This is a genomic window from Streptomyces sp. NPDC087310, from assembly GCF_044744405.1.
GTDB lineage: Bacteria > Actinomycetota > Actinomycetes > Streptomycetales > Streptomycetaceae > Streptomyces.
The window spans coordinates 730,271-748,827 of record NZ_JBIUYF010000004.1; the positions used below are offsets into that span (position 1 = coordinate 730,271).

Annotated in this window: 17 protein-coding genes and 1 pseudogene; 11 read left to right on the forward strand and 7 right to left on the reverse strand. The window is 73.3% G+C overall.

The annotated features are described in order from the left end of the window. Positions 1-143: 143 nt before the first annotated feature. On the reverse strand, positions 144-1,223 hold the full coding sequence (locus tag ACIO3P_RS18420) for a medium chain dehydrogenase/reductase family protein (RefSeq protein WP_401851425.1): 1,080 nt from the start codon (positions 1,221-1,223) through the stop codon (positions 144-146). 111 nt (positions 1,224-1,334) lie between these two features. On the opposite strand from ACIO3P_RS18420, the gene ACIO3P_RS18425 reads away from it, so the two are divergent. From ACIO3P_RS18425 to ACIO3P_RS18440, 4 genes are all read left to right on the forward strand, one after another. Next, on the forward strand, positions 1,335-2,066 hold the full coding sequence (locus tag ACIO3P_RS18425) for a TetR/AcrR family transcriptional regulator (protein WP_401851422.1): 732 nt from the start codon (positions 1,335-1,337) through the stop codon (positions 2,064-2,066). Between the two features lie 179 nt (positions 2,067-2,245). Further along, entirely contained in the window at positions 2,246-2,671 is a 426-nt protein-coding gene (locus tag ACIO3P_RS18430) for a hypothetical protein (protein WP_401851419.1), read from the forward strand. Beyond that, on the forward strand, positions 2,671-3,423 hold the full coding sequence (locus tag ACIO3P_RS18435; RefSeq protein WP_401851417.1) for a DUF6338 family protein: 753 nt from the start codon (positions 2,671-2,673) through the stop codon (positions 3,421-3,423). Before ACIO3P_RS18430 ends, ACIO3P_RS18435 begins: the two co-directional genes overlap by 1 nt. Positions 3,424-3,440: 17 nt before the next feature. Then, positions 3,441-3,653, forward strand: a complete 213-nt coding sequence (locus ACIO3P_RS18440; RefSeq protein ID WP_401851415.1) for a hypothetical protein — start codon at positions 3,441-3,443, stop codon at positions 3,651-3,653. Between the two features lie 24 nt (positions 3,654-3,677). Here ACIO3P_RS18440 and ACIO3P_RS18445 read toward each other — a convergent pair whose 3' ends face one another. The 5 genes and pseudogenes from ACIO3P_RS18445 to ACIO3P_RS18465 all read right to left on the reverse strand — a co-directional run bounded on the left by ACIO3P_RS18445 (position 3,678) and on the right by ACIO3P_RS18465 (position 9,239). Continuing rightward, complete coding sequence (locus ACIO3P_RS18445) at positions 3,678-6,422, reverse strand: CHAT domain-containing protein (protein ID WP_401851413.1); 2,745 nt, start codon at positions 6,420-6,422, stop codon at positions 3,678-3,680. A gap of 60 nt (positions 6,423-6,482) precedes the next feature. After that, a complete protein-coding gene (locus tag ACIO3P_RS18450) occupies positions 6,483-7,241 on the reverse strand; it encodes a hypothetical protein (RefSeq protein WP_401851411.1) in 759 nt (252 codons plus the stop codon). After that, entirely contained in the window at positions 7,238-8,032 is a 795-nt protein-coding gene (locus tag ACIO3P_RS18455) for a hypothetical protein (protein ID WP_329829080.1), read from the reverse strand. Before ACIO3P_RS18455 ends, ACIO3P_RS18450 begins: the two co-directional genes overlap by 4 nt. 202 nt (positions 8,033-8,234) lie before the next feature. Continuing rightward, positions 8,235-8,815 (reverse strand): annotated as a pseudogene (locus ACIO3P_RS18460) (Uma2 family endonuclease). A 16-nt stretch (positions 8,816-8,831) separates the two neighbouring features. Then, the gene (locus tag ACIO3P_RS18465; RefSeq protein WP_329829082.1) at positions 8,832-9,239 is read right to left on the reverse strand and encodes a DUF5997 family protein; all 408 of its coding nucleotides are present in this window, start codon (positions 9,237-9,239) and stop codon (positions 8,832-8,834) included. 58 nt (positions 9,240-9,297) lie between these two features. On the opposite strand from ACIO3P_RS18465, the gene ACIO3P_RS18470 reads away from it, so the two are divergent. Both ACIO3P_RS18470 and ACIO3P_RS18475 read left to right on the forward strand, forming a co-directional pair. Next, positions 9,298-10,053 carry a LysR substrate-binding domain-containing protein gene (locus ACIO3P_RS18470; protein ID WP_329829084.1) on the forward strand — a complete coding sequence of 252 codons (756 nt, stop codon included), beginning with the start codon at positions 9,298-9,300 and terminating at the stop codon, positions 10,051-10,053. 48 nt (positions 10,054-10,101) lie between these two features. Continuing rightward, on the forward strand, positions 10,102-10,464 hold the full coding sequence (locus ACIO3P_RS18475) for a hypothetical protein (protein WP_401851408.1): 363 nt from the start codon (positions 10,102-10,104) through the stop codon (positions 10,462-10,464). A 48-nt stretch (positions 10,465-10,512) separates the two neighbouring features. Here ACIO3P_RS18475 and ACIO3P_RS18480 read toward each other — a convergent pair whose 3' ends face one another. After that, on the reverse strand, positions 10,513-13,155 hold the full coding sequence (locus tag ACIO3P_RS18480; RefSeq protein WP_401851770.1) for a discoidin domain-containing protein: 2,643 nt from the start codon (positions 13,153-13,155) through the stop codon (positions 10,513-10,515). Between the two features lie 201 nt (positions 13,156-13,356). On the opposite strand from ACIO3P_RS18480, the gene ACIO3P_RS18485 reads away from it, so the two are divergent. The 5 genes from ACIO3P_RS18485 (at position 13,357) to ACIO3P_RS18505 (ending at position 18,534) form a co-directional block, all read left to right on the forward strand. Beyond that, positions 13,357-14,109 (forward strand): GntR family transcriptional regulator, encoded by a 753-nt coding sequence (locus ACIO3P_RS18485; protein ID WP_329829088.1) that lies wholly within the window; start codon positions 13,357-13,359, stop codon positions 14,107-14,109. Positions 14,110-14,512: 403 nt separating this feature from the next. After that, on the forward strand, positions 14,513-14,692 hold the full coding sequence (locus ACIO3P_RS18490) for an SPOR domain-containing protein (RefSeq protein ID WP_329829089.1): 180 nt from the start codon (positions 14,513-14,515) through the stop codon (positions 14,690-14,692). A gap of 66 nt (positions 14,693-14,758) precedes the next feature. After that, positions 14,759-15,154, forward strand: coding sequence for a (deoxy)nucleoside triphosphate pyrophosphohydrolase (locus tag ACIO3P_RS18495; protein ID WP_329829090.1), 396 nt, complete (start codon positions 14,759-14,761; stop codon positions 15,152-15,154). A gap of 192 nt (positions 15,155-15,346) precedes the next feature. Further along, on the forward strand, positions 15,347-15,835 hold the full coding sequence (locus ACIO3P_RS18500; RefSeq protein ID WP_401791597.1) for an ATP-binding protein: 489 nt from the start codon (positions 15,347-15,349) through the stop codon (positions 15,833-15,835). Between the two features lie 146 nt (positions 15,836-15,981). Next, positions 15,982-18,534, forward strand: coding sequence for a SpoIIE family protein phosphatase (locus tag ACIO3P_RS18505; protein WP_329829091.1), 2,553 nt, complete (start codon positions 15,982-15,984; stop codon positions 18,532-18,534). Positions 18,535-18,557 lie beyond the last annotated feature (23 nt).

Below are 18,557 nucleotides of genomic sequence, written 5' to 3' on the forward strand. Positions count from 1 at the left end.
GGTGAATGGCGGAGTGGGAGTGGGAATGGTGGGGGCGGACATGGTGGGTGCCTCCGGAGTTCTGGTCCGACCGTACGGGCACAGCCGTGAACCTGTGGGTTGTGGTGGTGGTTGTACGTGTTGGTACGGGAACGGGGGTCTCGTCACTCTCCGGGGACGAGGATGACCTTGCCGAGGACGGTGCGGGACTCGGCGAGCGTGAGCGCGGCGGCGGCGTCGGTCAGCGGGAGTTCCGCGGCGATCTGCGGGACCAGGGAGCCGTCGGCCACCAGGCGCAGCACCTGGGTGAGGTCCTCGCTCAGCCGCTGCTGCCACACCGCCCGGCGGCGCCGGCCGCCCCAGTAGTTGTAGAAGTGCGCGCTTCTGCCGTTGGGCAGGGCGTTCCACGCCGCCAGCCGCGCGAACAGCTTCAGCACCGGCAGTTGCGAGTTGCCTTCCTCGTCCTTCGTCGCCGCGGTGCCGTAGGAGACCAGCGTTCCGCCACGGCGCAGCAGCCGCCACGACTGTTCCACTCCGGCGCCGCCGACATGGTCGAAGACCGCGTCCACGCCGTCCGGCGCGAGCTCCCGGATCCTGGCGTACATGTCCGGGTCGCGGTAGTCGACCGGGCTCGCGCCCAGTGCGCGCACGGTGGCGTGGTGGCGGGGCGACGCCGCGCCGATCACCGTGATGCCCGCGTGCCGGGCCAGTTGTACGAGGGTGGAGCCGACGCCGCCGTTGGCGCCGAGCACGACGATGATCCCGCCCGGGCGGACCTCGGCGATCCGGTGCAGCATCTGCCAGGCGGTGATCCCGTTGACGAGTACGGTCTCCGCGGCGGCCGCGTCCACGCCGTCGGGCACGGGCATCAGTTCCGCGGCGTCGATCAGCAGGTGGCTGGCCCACGCGCCGGTCTTGGTGACGGCGGCGAACCGGTGCCCGGTGAGCTCGGTGTCCACGCCGGGCCCGGTGGCGGTGACGGTGCCCACCACGTCGTAGCCGGGCACGAAGGGGAACGGGGGCTGGTCGTAGTACTTGCCGCGGCGCATCTGCTGCTCGGCGAACGCGACCCCGGTCGCCTCCATCCGCAGGACGACCTGGCCCGCGGCCGGTGCCGGCAGGTCGCGGGTCCGGACCTCAAGGCCGTCCGGCTCGACGGCGCCGGGCAGGACGATCTCGGTGGCGCGGATGGTGACGGTGCCGGTGGCGGTGCTGGTGGCAGTGCTGGCGGTGCTGGCGGTCATGGCGTGCCCCTCACGGCTTCGTTCGTTCACTTACGGCTGTAACGCTACGGGTGTAAGTCGTCGATCCGCAAGAGGGATACGGCAGTAAACTTCACGGCGTAAGGTGACGGCATGGAAGACATCGGAACAGCGGCCTCGGCCACGTCGGGCACAGCGGCCACTCCGGGATCAGCGGCCACGTCGGGATCAGCGGCCTCGGCCACACCGAAACGGGCCCGCGCGCGCAACCGTCGCGGCGAGGGCGGACGTCTGCGCGAGGACATCGTCGCCGCCGCGGTGGAACTCCTCGACGAGGCGGGAGACGAACGCGCCATCACCCTGCGATCGGTCGCCCGCCGGGTGGGGATCGCCGCCCCGTCGATCTATCCGCACTTCCCCGACCAGCCGGCCATCATGCTCGCCGTCGTACAGCGGGAGTTCGCCGAGTTGCACGACAGCCTGCGCTCCGTGGTGGACAAGGCCGGAACCGAACCCCGGCAGCGGCTGTACGCCGTGTGCCACGCCTATCTGGACTTCGCCCGGACCCATCCCGAGCGCTACCGCACGATGTTCGGCGGCCTCTGGATGCCGGACCTGGCCGACAGTTCCGTGACCGACGTGGATCTGGCCACGCTCGGCGACGCGTCCATGCGGATCCTCGCCGATGCCCTCGCCGACTGCGCCGCCGCCGGACAGTCCACCAGCACCGACCCGGCCGGCGACGCGGTCGCGCTGTGGGTGGGCCTGCACGGACTCGCGCATCAGCGGGCCGTGGCCGACGCCTTCCCCTGGCCGCGGGACATCGCCGGCCGCATCATCGCCGCACTCGCCCACCTCGACGCCCCGGGTGCCCCGGGCGCCTGAGCGCCCCGACGGGCGGCAGAAAAGCACACGGGGCTCCACCTCGACCGGGTCAACCTGTGCGATACGTCCCCGAGTTGCCGGACGGGTCGGCGTAGGCTGGATCGCGGACTTCGGGCCGTTCCCGGGCGTACGTCACGGAGTCGGGGCACAGGGCGCACGTACCGAAGGACGGGGGCGGTGTGGACGCGTATCTCCTTGCCGGGGACCTGCTGGTCGCCACGGCCTTCGTCGTCACGCTGCGGCGCGGCCGAACGCGCCGCACCGCCCTGTGCGCCGCCGGGCTCGCCGTGGCCGGCGGTCTGATGCTGGGCGCCGGGTCGGGGTTCGGGGTGCTTGTGTGCGCGGTGTCGGCGCTGGGCGCCGCCGCGTTGCTGCTCGCGGAGTTGACGACGGTCCGGCGGAGTGCGCTCGCCGGTGCCTGGGCGGTTGCCGCAGGGCTGCTGGTCATGGCCAACGTGCGGTACGAGCAGGCCGGTTCCTGGGTGGCGTACCGGAAGCCGTGGGTCGTCGTCTTCTCGCTCGCCCTCGTCGCGGCGCTGTCCGCCGCGGCCGTCGCGACCGCGCGGCTGGCGCGGGACCCCGACATGGGGCCGGGGGGTGTGTGATGGCGGGCGCCCCGTCCACGGTGGTGCAGTTGGCGCTGCTCGTCCTCGTCGTACTGCCGGGGATCGTCTACCAGTTCCTGCGTGAGTTCTGGCGCGGCCCGATGCCGGGCGAGCGGAATCTCGGCGAGCGGGTCATGCGCGCGCTCGCCGCGTCCGTGGTGCTCGACGCCCTCTATCTGATCGCCTTCGGCCCCCAACTGATGCGCCTGGTGGAGGGCATCGACCGCGACGGGTGGTCCCATCTCAGCGGCCGGCCCAGGCTCGCCGGGCTCGTCGTCCTCGGGCTTTTCGTGGCGGCGCCCGCAGCCGTCGCGGCGGCGGTCACGTACTGGCAGCGCCGCAAGACGACCGCCGTGCGGTACCGCGCCACCCCGACCGCGTGGGACCGGATGTTCCGGGAGCGCGGTTCCTGCTTCGTACGGTTGCGGCTGCGGGACGGCGTCTGGATCGGCGGCTGGTACGGCACGCGCTCGTACGCCACCTCCTATCCGCACCCGGCGGAGCTGTACCTGGAATCGGCCTGGCTGATGCGGCCGGACGGCAGTTTCCACCGGCGGGTCGAAGGCAGCGGTGGGCTGTACGTCCGGGCCGCCGACACGGACATCCTGGAGGTCCTGCTGCCCCCGGAGGCTCCCGCGCCGCCCGACACCGATACGGACACCGACACCGACACGGACACCGACACCGACACCGACACGGATGAGACTGACGGAACCGGCGGAACCGGTGGAACCGGCCGACCGAGGGAATGAGGAAGGCAGCCGAGCCCATGGATGTCGACGAACCCGAACTGACCCCGTTCGAAAGGGAACTGCAGGCGGCCGACCCCTCCCAGGGGCGCGGCCACACGCCTGCCGACGGCGTCGCCGAGCCCGCCGTGGCGCCCTCCGACCCGGCGAGCTCCGGGCCGGCGGCCGCCGCCCAGCGCGGCGTGCTCCCGACCGTCCCGGAGGAACCGCCGCAGGCGCCGGACGGGGAGTGACAGGGCCGCCGTCGGGGCCCCGGCTCAGGGCCCCACGTGTGCCAGCGCCGACCACACCCCCGGCAGCTTCGGGCACATCTCCGCGCGGGCCAGCCGGGTTACGGCGTGAACCGCCCGGGCCACCTCCTCGTCGTCCGGCGCCGCCTCGAACGCGTCGTACATCGCCTTCGCGAGGCCGTACGCGCCCACGTCGGGCACCTGCCACAGGGTCGAGATGACATGGGGGAACCCCGCGAGCTGGAAGGCCGACGCGAAGTGGATCGCCTCGTCCCGGTGGCGGGGGCCGGTCACGGACGTCTCGCAGGCCGACAGGTACGCGAGCCGGGAGCCGCGCAGGTCGAGCGCGGAGATGTCGGCGACGGTGAGCGGGGCGTCCTGGTGATCGTCGAGCAGCAGCCTGCTGTGCGAGGGCGTCGCCGGGTCGGGGACCGCGTGGCAGGCGAAGTGCGCCCACGCGTGCCGGGGCAGTTCGGCCAGGACACGGTCGCGGGTGGCGTCCGCGCCGGTCAGGACGGACACGGCACCGGGCGCCGTACGGGCGACTAGCTCCGCCTCTCCCGTGGCCTTCGGCAGCGGCGGGTGCCCCTCCGCGGCGGGGACGGCGACGGCGAGCCGGCTGCCGCCCGGCAGCGCGGGCCCCGACCGTCCGCGGGCCGCCGCCAGCGCGTGCGCCGTCGGCGTGTACGAGGAGACGGCGCGGTCGAGCAGGACGGGGCCGCCGTCCCGGTGGTGGCCCGCCGCGTGCAGCGGCAGCTCCACGAGCGGACCGGTGGGCACCCACCAGACCCGCGGCCGGCAGCCGCCGGGTGGCGGAGGTGCGGAGCGCGCCGGAAGGGCCGCGGACAGCGCAGGGGCGACGAGTTCGTCCCACATCCAGCCCAGGACATCGAATGCCGGGCCCTGGGCCCTGTGGTCGCCGACCCGCTCCAGGGCGAAGCAGGACCGCAGCACCCGCGCCCGCTCCTCCACCTCCTCGGGGGTGACCCGTAACGGCACCGCCCGGATCTCGTCCGGGGTGACCGCGATGGCGGCGGAGCCGCGCGCCGTCACCGTGAGATAGATCAGCGGGCCGTCCGCGCTCAGGGCGCGCAACCGGTCGGCTGTGGGCGGCCGGGCGAAGTCCTCGAACCCCGGCAGACGGCGGATCTCCCGCAGCAGCCGCTCCCAGCGGGCCTCCCGCTCCCGGCGCACGGACCGCTGGGCCTCCGGGGCCAGGTCCGGGGCCGGTGAGGTCAAATCCCCGCGTACGTCGTCGAGTTCGGCGGCGAGCCGCGGGTGCGCCGCGCGGAGCGCGGTGGCATCGGTACGCAGGGCGAGGGTGCGCGAGAGCAGCACCCCCCGGCCGAGTTCCAGCAGGACGGCGGCCTTCGCGGGCTCCCCGGCGGCCACGGCGCTGGTGGCCGCCGCCACGGCGACGCCCGCCCAGCGGGCGCTCTGTTCCTCCTGGTCGGCTCGCGACAACTCCTGCGAAGCGAGCTGCGGCAGCAACCCGATCACGCTCTCGAACGCCTCCACGGCCTCCGCGTCACGGCGTTCGGCGGCGGCGATGTCGCTCCAGACGAGACCGGCGCGCAGCCGGGTCGGCACGTCGGCGGTGGGATGGAGCGTGGCCGAGCGGGCCCGTGACAGGGCGTGGTCCAGGCGGCCGGGGTCCGCGCGCGCACCGTGCAGGTCGTACAAGGCCAGGGCGTGGTTGAGCTGCGCGCGTGCGTGCTCGGGCGCACCGTCGGTCATGCTGAGCAGCGCCCTCCGCGCCAGGTCCTCGGCCTTCTCCGGCCGGGTCCCCGTGGCGCGCACGGCCACGGAGAGGTGGTGCAGGCAGGACGCGTACAGCGGGTCCTTGGGCGTGATCCGCGCCAGGGTGCGGTCGCCGGTGGCGACGGCTTCGGCGAGGTCCCCGGCGCTCCCGGTCCGCCGGCCGCGCTCGGTGAGCAGGAAGCAGAGGCGGATCTCGTCCGCGGTCCGCGCGTACCCGCGCCGGGCGGCGGAGTCCAGCCCCCGGCGGAGGCGGCCGAGGGCGTCGTCGAGGCGGCGCGGGTCGCCGGTGTGCTCGTACGAACTGAACAGCACGTGGCTCAGACGGGAGCCGCACAAGGGGAAGAGGAGATGGCGCGGGTGCAGCAGCGCGACCGCCGCCTCGCCGCAGTCACGCGCCTGGGCCAGGTCCTCGGAGGCCCCCGTGTGGTCGTGGCGCAGCCGCAGCGCCGTGCTCAACTCGGTCAGCAGCAGCGCCCGGTGCGACCGGGTTCCGCGCCGGGTGCGGGCGGCGTAACCGAGCTCCACGGCCTCGTCGAGGTCGGCGCGGTTCCGCAGCCGCTCGTACCGGATACGGAGCGCCTTCAACAGATGGGCGTGGTCGCGTACGTCAGGGGGAGCGCCGTCGGTGTGGCGGACGGCGTCACGGTAGGTGTCGACGGCCTTGTCCAGGGCGGGGAGCGCGTCCTGCTTGAAGTAGAAGCGCAGCAGCATGTCGGCCTCGGCGGCGAGCAGATGGTCGTCGTCGCCGAAGGCGGAGCTGTCCCGGTGCCGCGACGAGCGGATCAAGCGGGAGACACCGACGAGCAGCATGGCGGAAGAGCCCAGGGTGTCGTACCACCCGGGCTGCTCGCCGGCCGGCCCGTCGAACCTGGCGCAGACCCAGGTCAGCATGCCGAAGCCGAAACCGATCACCCCGTACCGCTCAAGAAACGGAAAGCGCCAGTTGGCGGCGCCGAAGAGCCCCATGACCAGGGCGCCCAGCGCCCCGAGAGCCTGCGCCCACTGCGACACCGCCGCCTCGCCTCCGCCTCTACCTGTGCTTCCGCTTCCGCCTCTACCTCTGCTTCCGTCTCACTCCACGGTCGGCGCGGTCACACCGACGCGGGCCGCGAGGGAGGCGAGGGCCCGCCTCGCGCGCTCGTACTCTCCCGTGTGCGCGGGCATGGCCCGTGCCAGCGCCGCGTGCAGCCGGACGCTCTCGTAGGCGAGTTGTACGGCCTCGCCGGCCGTGTCCAGGCGCGCGCAACTGGGCAGCACCGCCCGCCGGAAGTTCTGCCGGTCCCGGTAGGGTGCGCCGATTCCGCTGCCGGCGGCCTCCGTGACGGGCCAGCGCCGCCCCTTGGACATCGCGGCCTGCGGATGCCCGGCGATCAGCTCGGCCACGAGCAGGCGTACGTCCGCCGCGGCCTGGACGCGCTGCGCGACCGTCACGTCGCCGACGCCGTCCGGGGCGAGGCGGTCGAGCACGGGACCGTCCCACACCCCGGGGACCCGGTCGGGATCGCCGTGTGCGGGGTCGGCCAGGTGGGCGGCGGCGAGGGTGATCCGGGCGTGGACGACGACCTGGCGCGTGGCGCGCGAGGCCATGACCTTCGGCAGGGCCTCACGGCCGAGGAAGGACAGGGCGTGGCAGGCGGCGCTCACCTCGTCGCGGAGTTCGGAGGCGTCGTGCGCGGTCCGTAACAGGCTGACGTACCACTGGAGATGGTTGACGGCCCGGTTGTAGGTGAGGCCGGTGCGCAGCGCGTCGGCGCTCCGGGCGACGGTCCTGGACCGTTCCCAGGCGGCGAGCGCGGTGTGCAGATGGGGCCGCAGCCGCCGGAGGCTCACTCCGGCCCCCAGGCGCGCCGCGACCGCTCCGTGCTTCCCCGCGGCCGGGGCGTCCCGGACCTCCCGGCCCCGGGTGGCCGGCGGTACGGGCGGGCGGACACCCCCGTCCGGTCGGGGCGCGGACCCGGGTCGAACTCGGGTACCAGCCGCCGTAGTTCCTGGTGGATGGCGTCCGCCTCGGACCGGAGCGCCGCCGCCTCCTGAGGCTCGTCCAGGCCCTCGCAACTGGGCAGGGTCGCCCGCAGGAAGCGGTTCTGCTCCTTCCAGTAGCCGATCGGTCCCGCACCGAGCCGTACGCCGCTGCCGATCGGCCAGAGTTCCTGGGGGTCGCGCCGCGTGACACCCCTGCCGAGCAGCGTGGCCAGCAGGTCCCGCGCGTCCGCCGCCCCCGCGATCCGTAGCTCGGGGCTCAGCGGCGCGGTGCCCGCGCCCGGGAGGATCTGCCGGAGGGGCCGGCCGGGACCGTCGCGCACCGCCCGCTCGATCAGCTCGACCTGCCCGCGTGTCGGATCGGCGAGGTGGGACGCGGCCAGCGCCATCCGGGCGTGCTGGAGCGCGGCGGGCTTGTGCCAGGTGGCCTGAACCCGGGCGGACTCCCGCCCGAGCGTGCCGAAGGCGTAGTAGGCGGGGGCCAGTTGAAGATCAGGGGCGAGCTTCACATAGCTCAGGAAACTGCCGAGCCCCCGGATGTACGAGCGGGCCGCCCACGCCGACCGTCCCTGGTCCTCGAAGCCGCGCCCCTGTTCCCAGAACCGCAGCGCTCTGCGCAGGTGCTTCTCGACCGGTGGCATGCGTGCGACCTCCCCCGTGAGCGTTACCGCTGAGGCAAATTCTCAGCGTAGGGCTGCCCGCGGAGCCGCAGCAATACGGCGATGGCTGCTGAACATGTTTGCGATCACGCCGAGTCGCCGGCCGGTTGAGTCTGGGATCACGTCGAGTCGCCGGCCGGTGGTGTCACCGTGTGGTGTCACCGTACCGATGCGGTGATCACGATCAGGTGCGTCGGGGCGGGGCGAGCTTCTGCAGGTCGATGCTGATCCTGAAGGGAACCGGGCGCTGGAGCGAGTCTCTGAAGATGCCGACCGGCGCGTAGGACGAGGTCGGCTCGTCGAGTCGTAGACGTGGACGACGGGGGTTCCGTCCTCGTCCTCGATACGCCAGTAGTGCGGGATGCCGGCCTCCGCGTACTTGCGGAGCTTCACCGTACGGTCAGGGTGGGCGGACTCGGGGGATACGACCTCGACCGCGAGCCGTACTTCGTCCGGCGCGAACCAGGTGCGGTCGCCGTCGAAGCCCGCCGTCGTCACCAGCAGATCCGGCTCGGGCCGGTTGTGCCGGTCGAGTTCGATGGTCATTTCGCGGCCGACCCTGACGTCGGCAGGTGCCTGCTCCATCAGCGCGACGGTGAGCATGGTGACGAGGTGGCCATGCCACCACCTCTGTGGGGACACCATGAAGACGAGCGCTCCGTCGATGAGCTCGGTGTGGCGGGGCGCCTCGGGGAGGCGGTCCAGGTCCTCCGCGAACCAGCCTTCCGCGCGCGGCGGGCGCATCCAGTCGGGTAGTGCGGTCATGGCCCAAACGTACCGATCAGGCGCGGTCCCGGGGGGACTCGGCGGTGCGTTCCGCGTTCTTCTCCTTGATGCGGGCCGCTTCCTTACGGACCTCCGCCTGCGTGGCGCGTTCCCGTACCAGCCACTCGGGGCTGTCCGCCTTCAGGGCGTCGATCTCGTCCGTGGTGAGGGCGTCCGTCACGCCGCCGCGGGCGAGGCCGGCGATGGAGACGCCCAGTTTCGCGGCGACGACCGGGCGGGGGTGCGGGCCCTCGCGGCGGAGGGTCGCCAGCCACTCGGGCGGGTCGGTCTGCAGTGCGTTCAGCTCGTTGCGGGAGACGACGCCCTCCTGGAACGCGGCGGGGGTGGCCTCCAGGTACACGCCCAGCTTCTTCGCCGCGGTCGCGGGCTTCATCGTCTGGACAGTGGTCTTGTGCGATGTCATGAAGTCAAGCGTATCGAGCGTGTGAGCGGCCTCTGACCACGGCCGGTAACCTGGCCGGGTGACAGGCTCGGACACACCTCCCTCATTCAGGCTCGCCTACGTACCGGGGGTGACGCCCGGCAAGTGGGTACGGATCTGGCACGAGCGGCTGCCCGGCGTCCCCCTGGACCTCGCCGGGGTCTCCGCCGCCGAGGCACCCGACACGGTGCGGGGCGGTGGCGCCGATGCCGGGCTCGTGCGGCTGCCGATGGACCGTACGGGGCTCAGCGCGATCCCCCTCTACACCGAGACGACCGTCGTGGTGGTGCCCAAGGACCATCTCGTGGCCGCCGTCGAAGAGGTCTCCACCGGGGATCTGGCCGACGAGGTGGTGCTGCACCCCCTCGACGACACCCTGGAGTGGGAGCGGCTGCCGGGGCGTCCCGCGATCGAGCGGCCCGCGACGACGGAGGACGCCGTCGAGCTGGTGGCGGCGGGGGTGGGGGTGCTCGTGGTGCCGCAGTCCCTGGCCCGGCTGCACCACCGTAAGGACCTCACGTACCGGCCGGTGACGGACGCCCCCGAGTCGCGTGTGGCGCTGTCGTGGCGGGAGGACGAGACCACCGATCTGGTGGAGCAGTTCATCGGGATCGTCCGGGGGCGGACCGTCAACAGCACGCGGGGGCGCCCCGCGCCCGCGCCCGCCCCCACCGCGAAGCCGACGTCGAAGGCGAAGTCGAAGCCCGCGCCGAAGGCGATGCCCCGGCGTGCGGGCGGGGCCGGAAAGCCGGCCAAGGGCGGCGCCAAGCGGGGGAAGCCCCGGCGCCGGTCCTGAGCGGCGGTCGCGGGAACCGGAGCCGCCCGGACCGCGTCCCTCGCCGTGATGGCGATACGTGAGAGTTCCAGGGACGAGAAGCCGCTCACCCGGGGCTGGGCAGGATGCCTGGCCGTGGTGGGCGGGTTCCTGGCGGGGGCCGTGGTGTGGACGGTCGGGGCCGGGCCGGGGGTACGGGGCGGGTTCGAGGGGGAGCGGGATCTCAGCCTCGTCTACGTCGAACTGCCGCTGCTGCTCTTCGGGATGCCCGCGCTCGCCCTCGCCGTCTGGGCGCTGCTCACCGGCGTCCTGCGGGTCAGGGAAGGCGTGGGCGCGCTCGTCATGGTGGGGGTGCTCGCCCTCGCCGCGTGGGCCGGGATGGAGTGGCTCGACGTACGGACCGCCCCGTTCACACCGGAGAACCGCTGGTGACGCGGACGCGGACACGGTCACGGACGCGGACGCGCTGATACGGGGCCGCTACCCGTCCGCGATGACGGAGAGCTCGCTGATGCCCGAGGCCGAACCGGCCGCCGCGTGGACCGTGACCCTGAGGTGACGGGCCGGGGCGCCCGGCCGCAGGGGCTGCCAGTGGGCCGCGTCCGTGGACGTCTCGATCTCGTACGCGGTGGGGCGCGGATCCGTCCACCGGGGGGTGACGGAGGCGACCGGCTCCGTGCGGCCCAGATCGACCGTGAGCGCCGCGGTGGCGTCCGAGGGGACCCACGCGGTGGCCGGACTGCCGTCGACCGCCGCCGCCGCGTACAGGCCCGGCTGCTCCGAGGTGGCGCTCACCGGGCGGCAGCGGGCCGCGTTCTCCGTCGCCGTGAGGTCGGGGCGGCGGGTGGGCAGCATGAGCGTGGAAGTGAGCCGGCGGTCACCCGCCGGGGTGTGGACGGTGAACGGCGCGCCGGACGTCAGCCGCACCGTCGTCCCATGGGCGCCCACGGCCACGTCGTACGTACGCCCCTGCCAGCGCAGCCCCCGTACGGTCACGCCCCGAGCGAGCTGCGGCGGCAGCATCGGGTCGAGCCGTACGCCGTCCGCGCGCTGCCTGAGCCCCGTCAGACCGTGGGTGAAGACCTGGAGGAAGCCGCCCTTGCCGGTCAGGAAGTCCTGCGCGGGCGAGCCGGAGAGCGGGTCGTCCGCCCCCGCCTTGTCGCCGCGCGCCTCGGAGAAGAGCGCGAACGGGCCCCGGACGAACGGCCGGATCGCCCGCTGGAGATACGTGTACGTCGCACACCCCGGCTCCCCGATCGCCGCGGCGTCGATCGCGTGGACCGAGTCCGTCATGGCGGGCCCGTCCGGATCGGTGCGCTCCGCGTAGTAGTCGAGCGTGGCCGCCGCGGCGCCCGGGGGCATCGGCCACTCCAGGGGATAGGTCAGCAGGACGGTGTCGGCCTGTTTGATGCGCGAACCGTCGTACCCCGCGTACTGAAGGTAGATCGTGCGGGCCGCGTCGTAGGGGATACGGATCCGGTCAGCGATCCGCGTCCACGCGGCGGGGGCTTCCTCCCCGACGAGCGCGGCGGCCTCGGTGGCGCGGCGCAGCGCGGTGGCGGCGCCCGCGTTGGTGAAGACGCCGTCGGTGACACCGTTGCTGTACTCGTCGGGCCCCGCCACCTCCTTGACGGAGTAACTGCCGTCGTCGTTGGCGGTGACCCTGGAGGCCCAGAACTCCGCGATGCCCTTCAGCAGCGGCCAGCCGCGCTCCCGCAGCCAGTCGCGGTCCCCGGTCGCCTCGTAGTACTGCCAGGCGGCGAGCGCGATGTCGCTCTGGAGATGGATCTGCGTGACGCAGTGCGGCGGGTTCCAGGACTGGCACTCCGTCCAGAGGTGGCCCGACCCGCCGCTGGTCCACGGGTAGAACAACCCCTTGAAGCCGAGCTTCCCGGCGTTCTCGGCGGCGGCTCCTCTGGTGCGGTAGCGGTACTCCACGACGGAGCGCGCCAGTTCCGGACGGGTGGCCAGCAGCCCGGGGAACATGAAGACCTCGGCGTCCCAGAAGATCAGGCCCGCGTAGTTGTCGCTGGTCGTACCGGTCGGCGCGATGCTGTCGGCCGAGCCCGCGCGGGTGCCGGTCAGCAGTCCGTACTGGGCCGAGCGCAGCCACGCCAGCAGGTCCGGCCGTCCGGGGACGTCGATGCCGGCGGACCACAGGGGCGCCCACGCGGCGGCGTTGGCGGCGAACAGCGCGGGCCAGCCGCTGTCGGCCGCGCGCCGGGCCGCGGCGACGGCGGCGGCGCGCGGATTCCGTGACGTCAGCGCGGTGTTGACGCCGACGTACTTCACGAAGGTGTACGTACGGCCCGCCCGTAGGCCCACGGGCCCCCGGAGGGCCGGTCGCAGCACCGAGGCGACGGCGCCGGCCGTCCGCGTCCCGTCGGTACGGAAGGTCTCGGCCTCCGTGTCCCCTCCTGTTCCCGTACGGGTGATCCGCCGGGCCCCGCGCCAGTCGAGCGCGCCGGTGACGGTGGCCTCGCCGCTCCAGCGCGGGGTCAGCCGCAGTCGTACGGCGCCGGTGTGGGCGTCGGAGCGGTCGGTGAGCACCTCGTACGTCAGATCGGTGACGCGGCCGTCGGCGGTGGTCCAGCGCAGGCTGGTGACGACGACTCCGCAGCGCAGCAGCAGGCGCTGGCGGTAGCGGGAGATCCGGCTGCCGGGGCCGAAGGTCTCGTCGCCCACGCGTACGTCCAGCGTCGTCCAGGTGGGCAGGGCGGCGAGCACCTGGCGGTCGGCGGTCGTCGCCGGCTGGTGGGCGTAGAGGCCCGCGACGAACGCGCCGTCGTAGCGGGGCGTGTACAGCGGCCACCCTGTCGCGCCGCCCGGCTCGTCGTAACCGGCGCCGGTGGGCGGGACGCGGACGCCGAGATAGCCGTTGCCGGTGTAGGCGTGGTAGCTGTCGGCGGGATCGATCCGGGTGGCGGCGGGGGACCAGCCGGGCTCGGTCTCCTTCCCGCAGGGAGGATCCGAGGGGGCGTCCGGGTCCGGCGGGGCGCCGGGCCCCGGGGTGGTGCGGGCGTCCGGGGCGGGGTCCGCGTACGAGAGCGGCGGGACGGTCAGGAGCAGTGTGGCCGCGACGAGCTGCGCGGTGAGACGGGTGCGGGGGGACGGGGAGGAGATCACGGGTACGACGGTAGGAAGGGCGTACCCCGTGGCCCGGCACGGCGCGCGCGGCGGAGGGAGCGGCGGGCGGCCGGTTACGCCGGGAAGCCGCAGCGTAAACGCAACTCATCACATCGAGTGAAACTCTGGCCCACGCTTGCGGTCCACAACCGACGGTTGCCAATCTGTTGCTGTCTGTCAACCTGATGGGAGTGGCCCGTGGCCTTCGGTGAGCAGCCCGCTTATCTGCGCGTGGCGAGTGATCTGCGCGAGAAGATCGTCAACGGCGCGCTGCCCCCGCACACCCGCCTTCCGTCGCAGGCCCGCATCCGCCAGGAGTACGGCGTGTCCGACACGGTCGCGCTGGAGGCGCGCAAGGTGCTGATGGCCGAGGGTCTGGTGGAGGGCCGCTCCGGGTCGGGTACGTATGTGCGGGAGCGGCCCGTGCCGCGCCGGATCGCCCGGTCCGGCTACCGGCCGCCGGTGGGGTCCAGCCCGTTCCGCCAGGAGCAGGCGGAGGCGGGCGTGCGGGGGACGTGGGAGTCGCGGAGCGAGCAGGACGAGGCGTCGGAGGAGATCGCCGCCCGGCTCGGCATCGAGCCCGGCGACCGGGTGATGCGGACGCGGTACGTCTTCCGGGAGGCGGGCGACCCGATGATGCTCTCCACCTCCTGGGAGCCCCTGGCGGTGACGGGGCGTACGCCGGTGATGCTGCCCGAGGAGGGGCCGCTCGGCGGATGCGGGGTGGTGGAGCGGATGGCGGCCATCGACATCGTCGTCGACAACGTCCTGGAGGAGGTCGGCGCGCGCCCGGGGCTGGCGGACGAACTGATCACGCTCGGCGGGGTGCCCGGCCATGTGGTGATGGTCCTGGAGCGGACGTACTACGCGTCGGGGCGCGCGGTGGAGACGGCGGACGTCGTCGTCCCCGCCGACCGGTACCGGATCGCCTACCACCTTTCGGTCAAATGACCGGAGGGCGCCCGTGCCCGCCCGCCCGGCGATGACGGGGCGCGCGCTCCGGAGCGTTCGCGCCACCTCCCGCGCGGCGCTCCAACGGCCTTACGGGCGGGTGGTGATGCGTCTGACCATGGCCGATTCCCTCGTGCTGATCCGTTCCATCCCTGCGGCGGGGCAGCCCACTCGGCCAACGGGCGGCGGCCGGGGGTGGGCGGCGGGAGCGAGCGGCGGTGGGGGCGCGTTCGGCTGAGTGCGCCCCCTGCCCTCGGTTTTCGGCGCTTTGTTGGCCGGATGCGTGCCTCTTTGTGTAAACCCGTATTCGCTCAGTAAAGGTCAGGCGTACGCTCGGGCATATGCGGAATGCGGTTTCCTGGAGATCTTCGGAGAGACGCGGGTCGTCGGTGGAAGGGGCTCGATGAACGACAGCGGAGCCCTGCTCCCATGGCTGGTCATACGGCAGGACGACAACGGCAATCGCTACCGCGTCGGCAGATACGCCACGGAGGACGAGGCCCAGAAGATGGCCGACGGCCTCGGGGCACGCGGCCACGGACAGGTGTACTGGGTGGAGCGCGTCAGCCAGACCACCCCCTAGCGAGACCCCTCCGCGGGGCCCCGTGACACGAGCCGCCCGTAGCGCGGTCGCGTTACGCTCCGGCGCATGAGTGATCGTGTGGTGGTGGCGGGCGCCGTGTACGACCGCGGCAGGCTGCTGGCGGCCCGGCGCAGCGCGCCGCCCGAGCTGGCCGGCCGGTGGGAGCTGCCCGGCGGCAAGGTGGAGCCGGGGGAGCGCCCCGAACAGGCCCTCGTGCGCGAGCTGCGGGAAGAACTGGGCGTGGAGACGCGTCCGGTGGAGCGGGTCCCCGGAGAGTGGCCGCTCAAGCCGGGCTATGTGCTCCAGGTGTGGACGGCCCGGCTGCTCGCCGGGGAGCCCGAACCCCAGCCTCTGGAAGACCACGACGAACTGCGCTGGCTCGGCCCGGACGAGATCCACACGGTGGACTGGCTCGACCAGGACCGCCCCGCCGTCGCCGAGGCGGCCCGGCTGCTTCCGTAACGCCCCGACCCCGGCCCCCGGCGCCGCCCCCCGGGCCCTGGCCCGCTCTGGCCCCCGGCCCCGGCGCGCGTCGCTTCCATGGCGCCCCTCCCGGTCGGTTCCACGCCCCTGTGAGGGTAGTTGTCCTGAATTCCGGGTATATGACGAACTGCCCCTCTCGCACGGATGAGGGTCTGCCGTCGGTCCTGGGATGTGGTCGGCTTGATCGACACAGCGGATGGCGCCCGCGCCGAGTGGACCTTCCCTGCCGAACCCGACACCGTACGCACCGCACGTCACGCGGTGTACGACACCCTCAGCGCCTGGGGCGCGCCCGCCTCCCTGCGCGACCTGGCGGTCCTGCTCGTCAGCGAACTGGTGACCAACTCCCAGCGCTACACCTCAGGACCGATCGGCGTACGGCTCGCGGTCCACGCCCTCGCCCCCGAGGGCGCCGGGGCCCCGGGGAGCGCCGGGGGCGCGGGGGACGCCGACGGGGCGGCCGGAGCGGCCGGGCCCGACGCCGCGCTGCTGGTGGAGGTCTCCGACCCGCTGCCCGATCCCCCGACGGAGCGCCTCGCCGGTCCTGAGGACGAGGGGGGCCGCGGGCTGCGCCTCGTGGCCTGTTCCGCCCGGCGCTGGGGGACACGGCGCGGGAAGACAGGTAAGACCGTGTGGTTCGAGCTGTCCCTCCCTGGTTAGAAGAGTGAAGGGAGAACGATCACAACGGACTCGGCTCAAAAAGAGCGAGACTGTGCTGTGATCGTGAACGGCGTGCCGGCCGGGGCCGTAGTGCTGAATACTGCGGGCATGGCCGGTCCGGTGCGTGAGCTGGAGGGGACGGTCGCGTGAGCGAGATATCTGGGACGGCGGGCGACGTCGTATGGCAGAGCCATCCACCCGGCTCGATCTATGACTACATCAAGGTGGCTTCCTTCTCGATCGGCCCCGACGGGCTGGTCGACCAGTGGAGCGGGCGCGCCGCCGAGCTGTTCGGCATCGGTGCGCACCAGGTCAGGGGCAGGGATCCGGTCGAGGTGTTCGTACCGGCGGAGCTGCGTCCGCAAGGTCACCGCACGGTCAAGGAGATCCTCGACGGCAAGGAATGGACCGGACTGGTCCCGTTCCGGACCGGCGAGGGGGGCCAGGAGCACGGGCTCGCCGAGATCTACGTCATGCCGAGCGAGACCGAGAGCGGCGAACGGGGTGCGCTCTGTCTCGTCGTGGACGTGCGGGCGCTCCAGCGGATCGAAACGGATCTCGCCTCTTCGCAGGCGATTTTCGGCCAATCTCCTTTCGGGTTCATGCTGTTCGGCACCGACCTCAAGGTGCGGCGCGCCAACCAGCGCTTCGCGACGGTCTTCGGCGGCGCCGTCGCCGACCACCGGGGCCGCACGGTCTACGACTACCTCTCCCGCCCCGAGGCCGACCGGCTGACCGGGGCCCTCAAGCGGGTGCTGGAGACCGGAGACACCGTCAGCGACCTCCAGATCGTCGGCACCGCGCCCGAGGACCAGGAACGCCGGCACTGGTCGATCAACCTCTACCGGGTGCACAGCGGCTCGGGGCGCACCATCGGCGTCGCCGGGGTCGGCACGGACGTCACCCGCCGCCACAACGCGGCCAGGGAGGCCGCCAGCGCCCGGCGCGACCTCGCCCTCCTCAACGAGGCCAGCGCCCGCATCGGCAACTCCCTCGACCTGGAGACCACCGCGCGCGAACTCCTCGGGGTCGCCGTGCCCGGCTTCTGCGACCTCGCCGCCGTCGACCTCTACCAGTCGCTGCTCACCGGCGAGGAGGCGCCGCCGGGACGGTGGGGCTCCTCCGGGGCCGAGTCCGGCGGCGGCAGCGCCAGGCTGCGCCGGGTCGCCTTCGCCAGCGCCGTCTCCGACGGCCCGCTGGGCACCTGGGGCGGCGGGGACGGATACGTGTCACCGGACGTCGGCGCCGTCCACCGCTTCCCGTTCAGCTCGCTGAGCGCGAGCGCCCTGCGCACCGCCCGGGTGCAGTCCATCCCGGGCGAGGCCGGCAGTCTCGTACGGTCCACGCTCGCCGTTCCGATGGTCGCCCACGACACGGTCATCGGCCTCGCCCAGTTCTCCCGTACGAAGGGCAGCGAGCCCTTCGGCGACCAGGACCGGGCGCTCGCCGTCGAACTCGCCGCGCGCGCCGCCGTCTGCATCGACAACGCCCGCCTCTACCGCAGGGAGCACGAGCGCGCCCTGATCCTCCAGCGCAGCCTGCTGCCGCCGGGGGACCCCGAGGCCGCCGGTCTCGACATCGCCTGCCGCTACCTGCCGGGCAACACCGCCACGGAGGTCGGCGGCGACTGGTTCGACGTCATCGAACTGCCGGGCCACAGGACCGCGCTGGTCGTCGGCGACGTCATGGGGCGCGGCCTGCGGGCGGCGGTCGCGATGGGCGAACTCCGTACGGCCGTCCGGACCCTGGCGCTGCTCGACCTGGAGCCCGCCGAGGTGCTCTCCGCGCTCGACGAGATCGCGCGCGGCCTCGGCACCCCCAGCGGGGCGCAGCAGGCGTCGCGGGTCGCCCACAAGTCCCGCGACGCGGAACTCTCCGAGGTGTACCTCGCCACCTGCGTGTACGCCGTCTACGACCCGGTCACCCGGCGCTGTACGTTCGCCAACGCGGGCCATCTGCCCCCCGTCGTCGTCGAACCGGACGAGGCGGCGCTGCTGCTCGACGTGCCGCCCGGCATGCCGCTCGGCGTGGGCGGCGAGCCCTTTGAACAGGTGGAGGTCGACCTGGCCGAAGGCGCGCTGCTCGCCCTCTACACCGACGGTCTCGTCGAGTCGCGGGACCAGCCGCTCGACGAGGGGCTGAGCGCCTTCCGCGCGGCCCTCGGCAACGCGGCCCGCCCGCTGGAGGACGTCTGCGACCACGTCCTCACCACGCTCGACACCCGGCACGGCGAGGACGACATCGCCCTGCTGATGGCCCGGATCCAGGGGCTGCCCGCCGAGGCCGTCGGCGACTGGAGCCTGCCGCGCGAGCCCCGCTCGGTGGGCCGCGCCAGGGAGCTGGCCCGCGCGCAGCTCGTCGCCTGGGACCTCGAACCGCTCGTGGACACCGTCGAACTGCTCGTCAGCGAACTGGTCACCAACGCCCTGCGGTACGGCGAGGGCGAGATCAGGCTGCGGCTGCTGCGCGACCGTACGCTCGTCTGCGAGGTCTGGGACGCGGGCCTCGTCCAGCCGAGGCGGCGCCGGGCCCGCGACACCGACGAGGGCGGCCGGGGGCTGCAACTGGTCGGGCTGCTGAGCGCGGCGTGGGGATCGCGCCGTACGCCGCGCGGCAAGACGGTCTGGTTCGAACTCGCTCTGCCGGACGGGGACTCGACGGCGGAACCGACCGTGGAGCAGCTTCTGAGCATGTTCTGAGGGACTGAGGGACTGAGGGACTG

Coding starts and splice junctions, on each gene's coding strand:
- ACIO3P_RS18420 (WP_401851425.1), bottom strand. CDS start 1,223: ATGACCGCCAGCACCGCCAGCACTGCCACCAGCACCGCCACCGGCACC.
- ACIO3P_RS18425 (WP_401851422.1), top strand. CDS start 1,335: ATGGAAGACATCGGAACAGCGGCCTCGGCCACGTCGGGCACAGCGGCC.
- ACIO3P_RS18435 (WP_401851417.1), top strand. CDS start 2,671: ATGGCGGGCGCCCCGTCCACGGTGGTGCAGTTGGCGCTGCTCGTCCTC.
- ACIO3P_RS18440 (WP_401851415.1), top strand. CDS start 3,441: ATGGATGTCGACGAACCCGAACTGACCCCGTTCGAAAGGGAACTGCAG.
- ACIO3P_RS18455 (WP_329829080.1), bottom strand. CDS start 8,032: ATGCCACCGGTCGAGAAGCACCTGCGCAGAGCGCTGCGGTTCTGGGAA.
- ACIO3P_RS18465 (WP_329829082.1), bottom strand. CDS start 9,239: ATGACATCGCACAAGACCACTGTCCAGACGATGAAGCCCGCGACCGCG.
- ACIO3P_RS18475 (WP_401851408.1), top strand. CDS start 10,102: ATGGCGATACGTGAGAGTTCCAGGGACGAGAAGCCGCTCACCCGGGGC.
- ACIO3P_RS18490 (WP_329829089.1), top strand. CDS start 14,513: ATGAACGACAGCGGAGCCCTGCTCCCATGGCTGGTCATACGGCAGGAC.
- ACIO3P_RS18495 (WP_329829090.1), top strand. CDS start 14,759: ATGAGTGATCGTGTGGTGGTGGCGGGCGCCGTGTACGACCGCGGCAGG.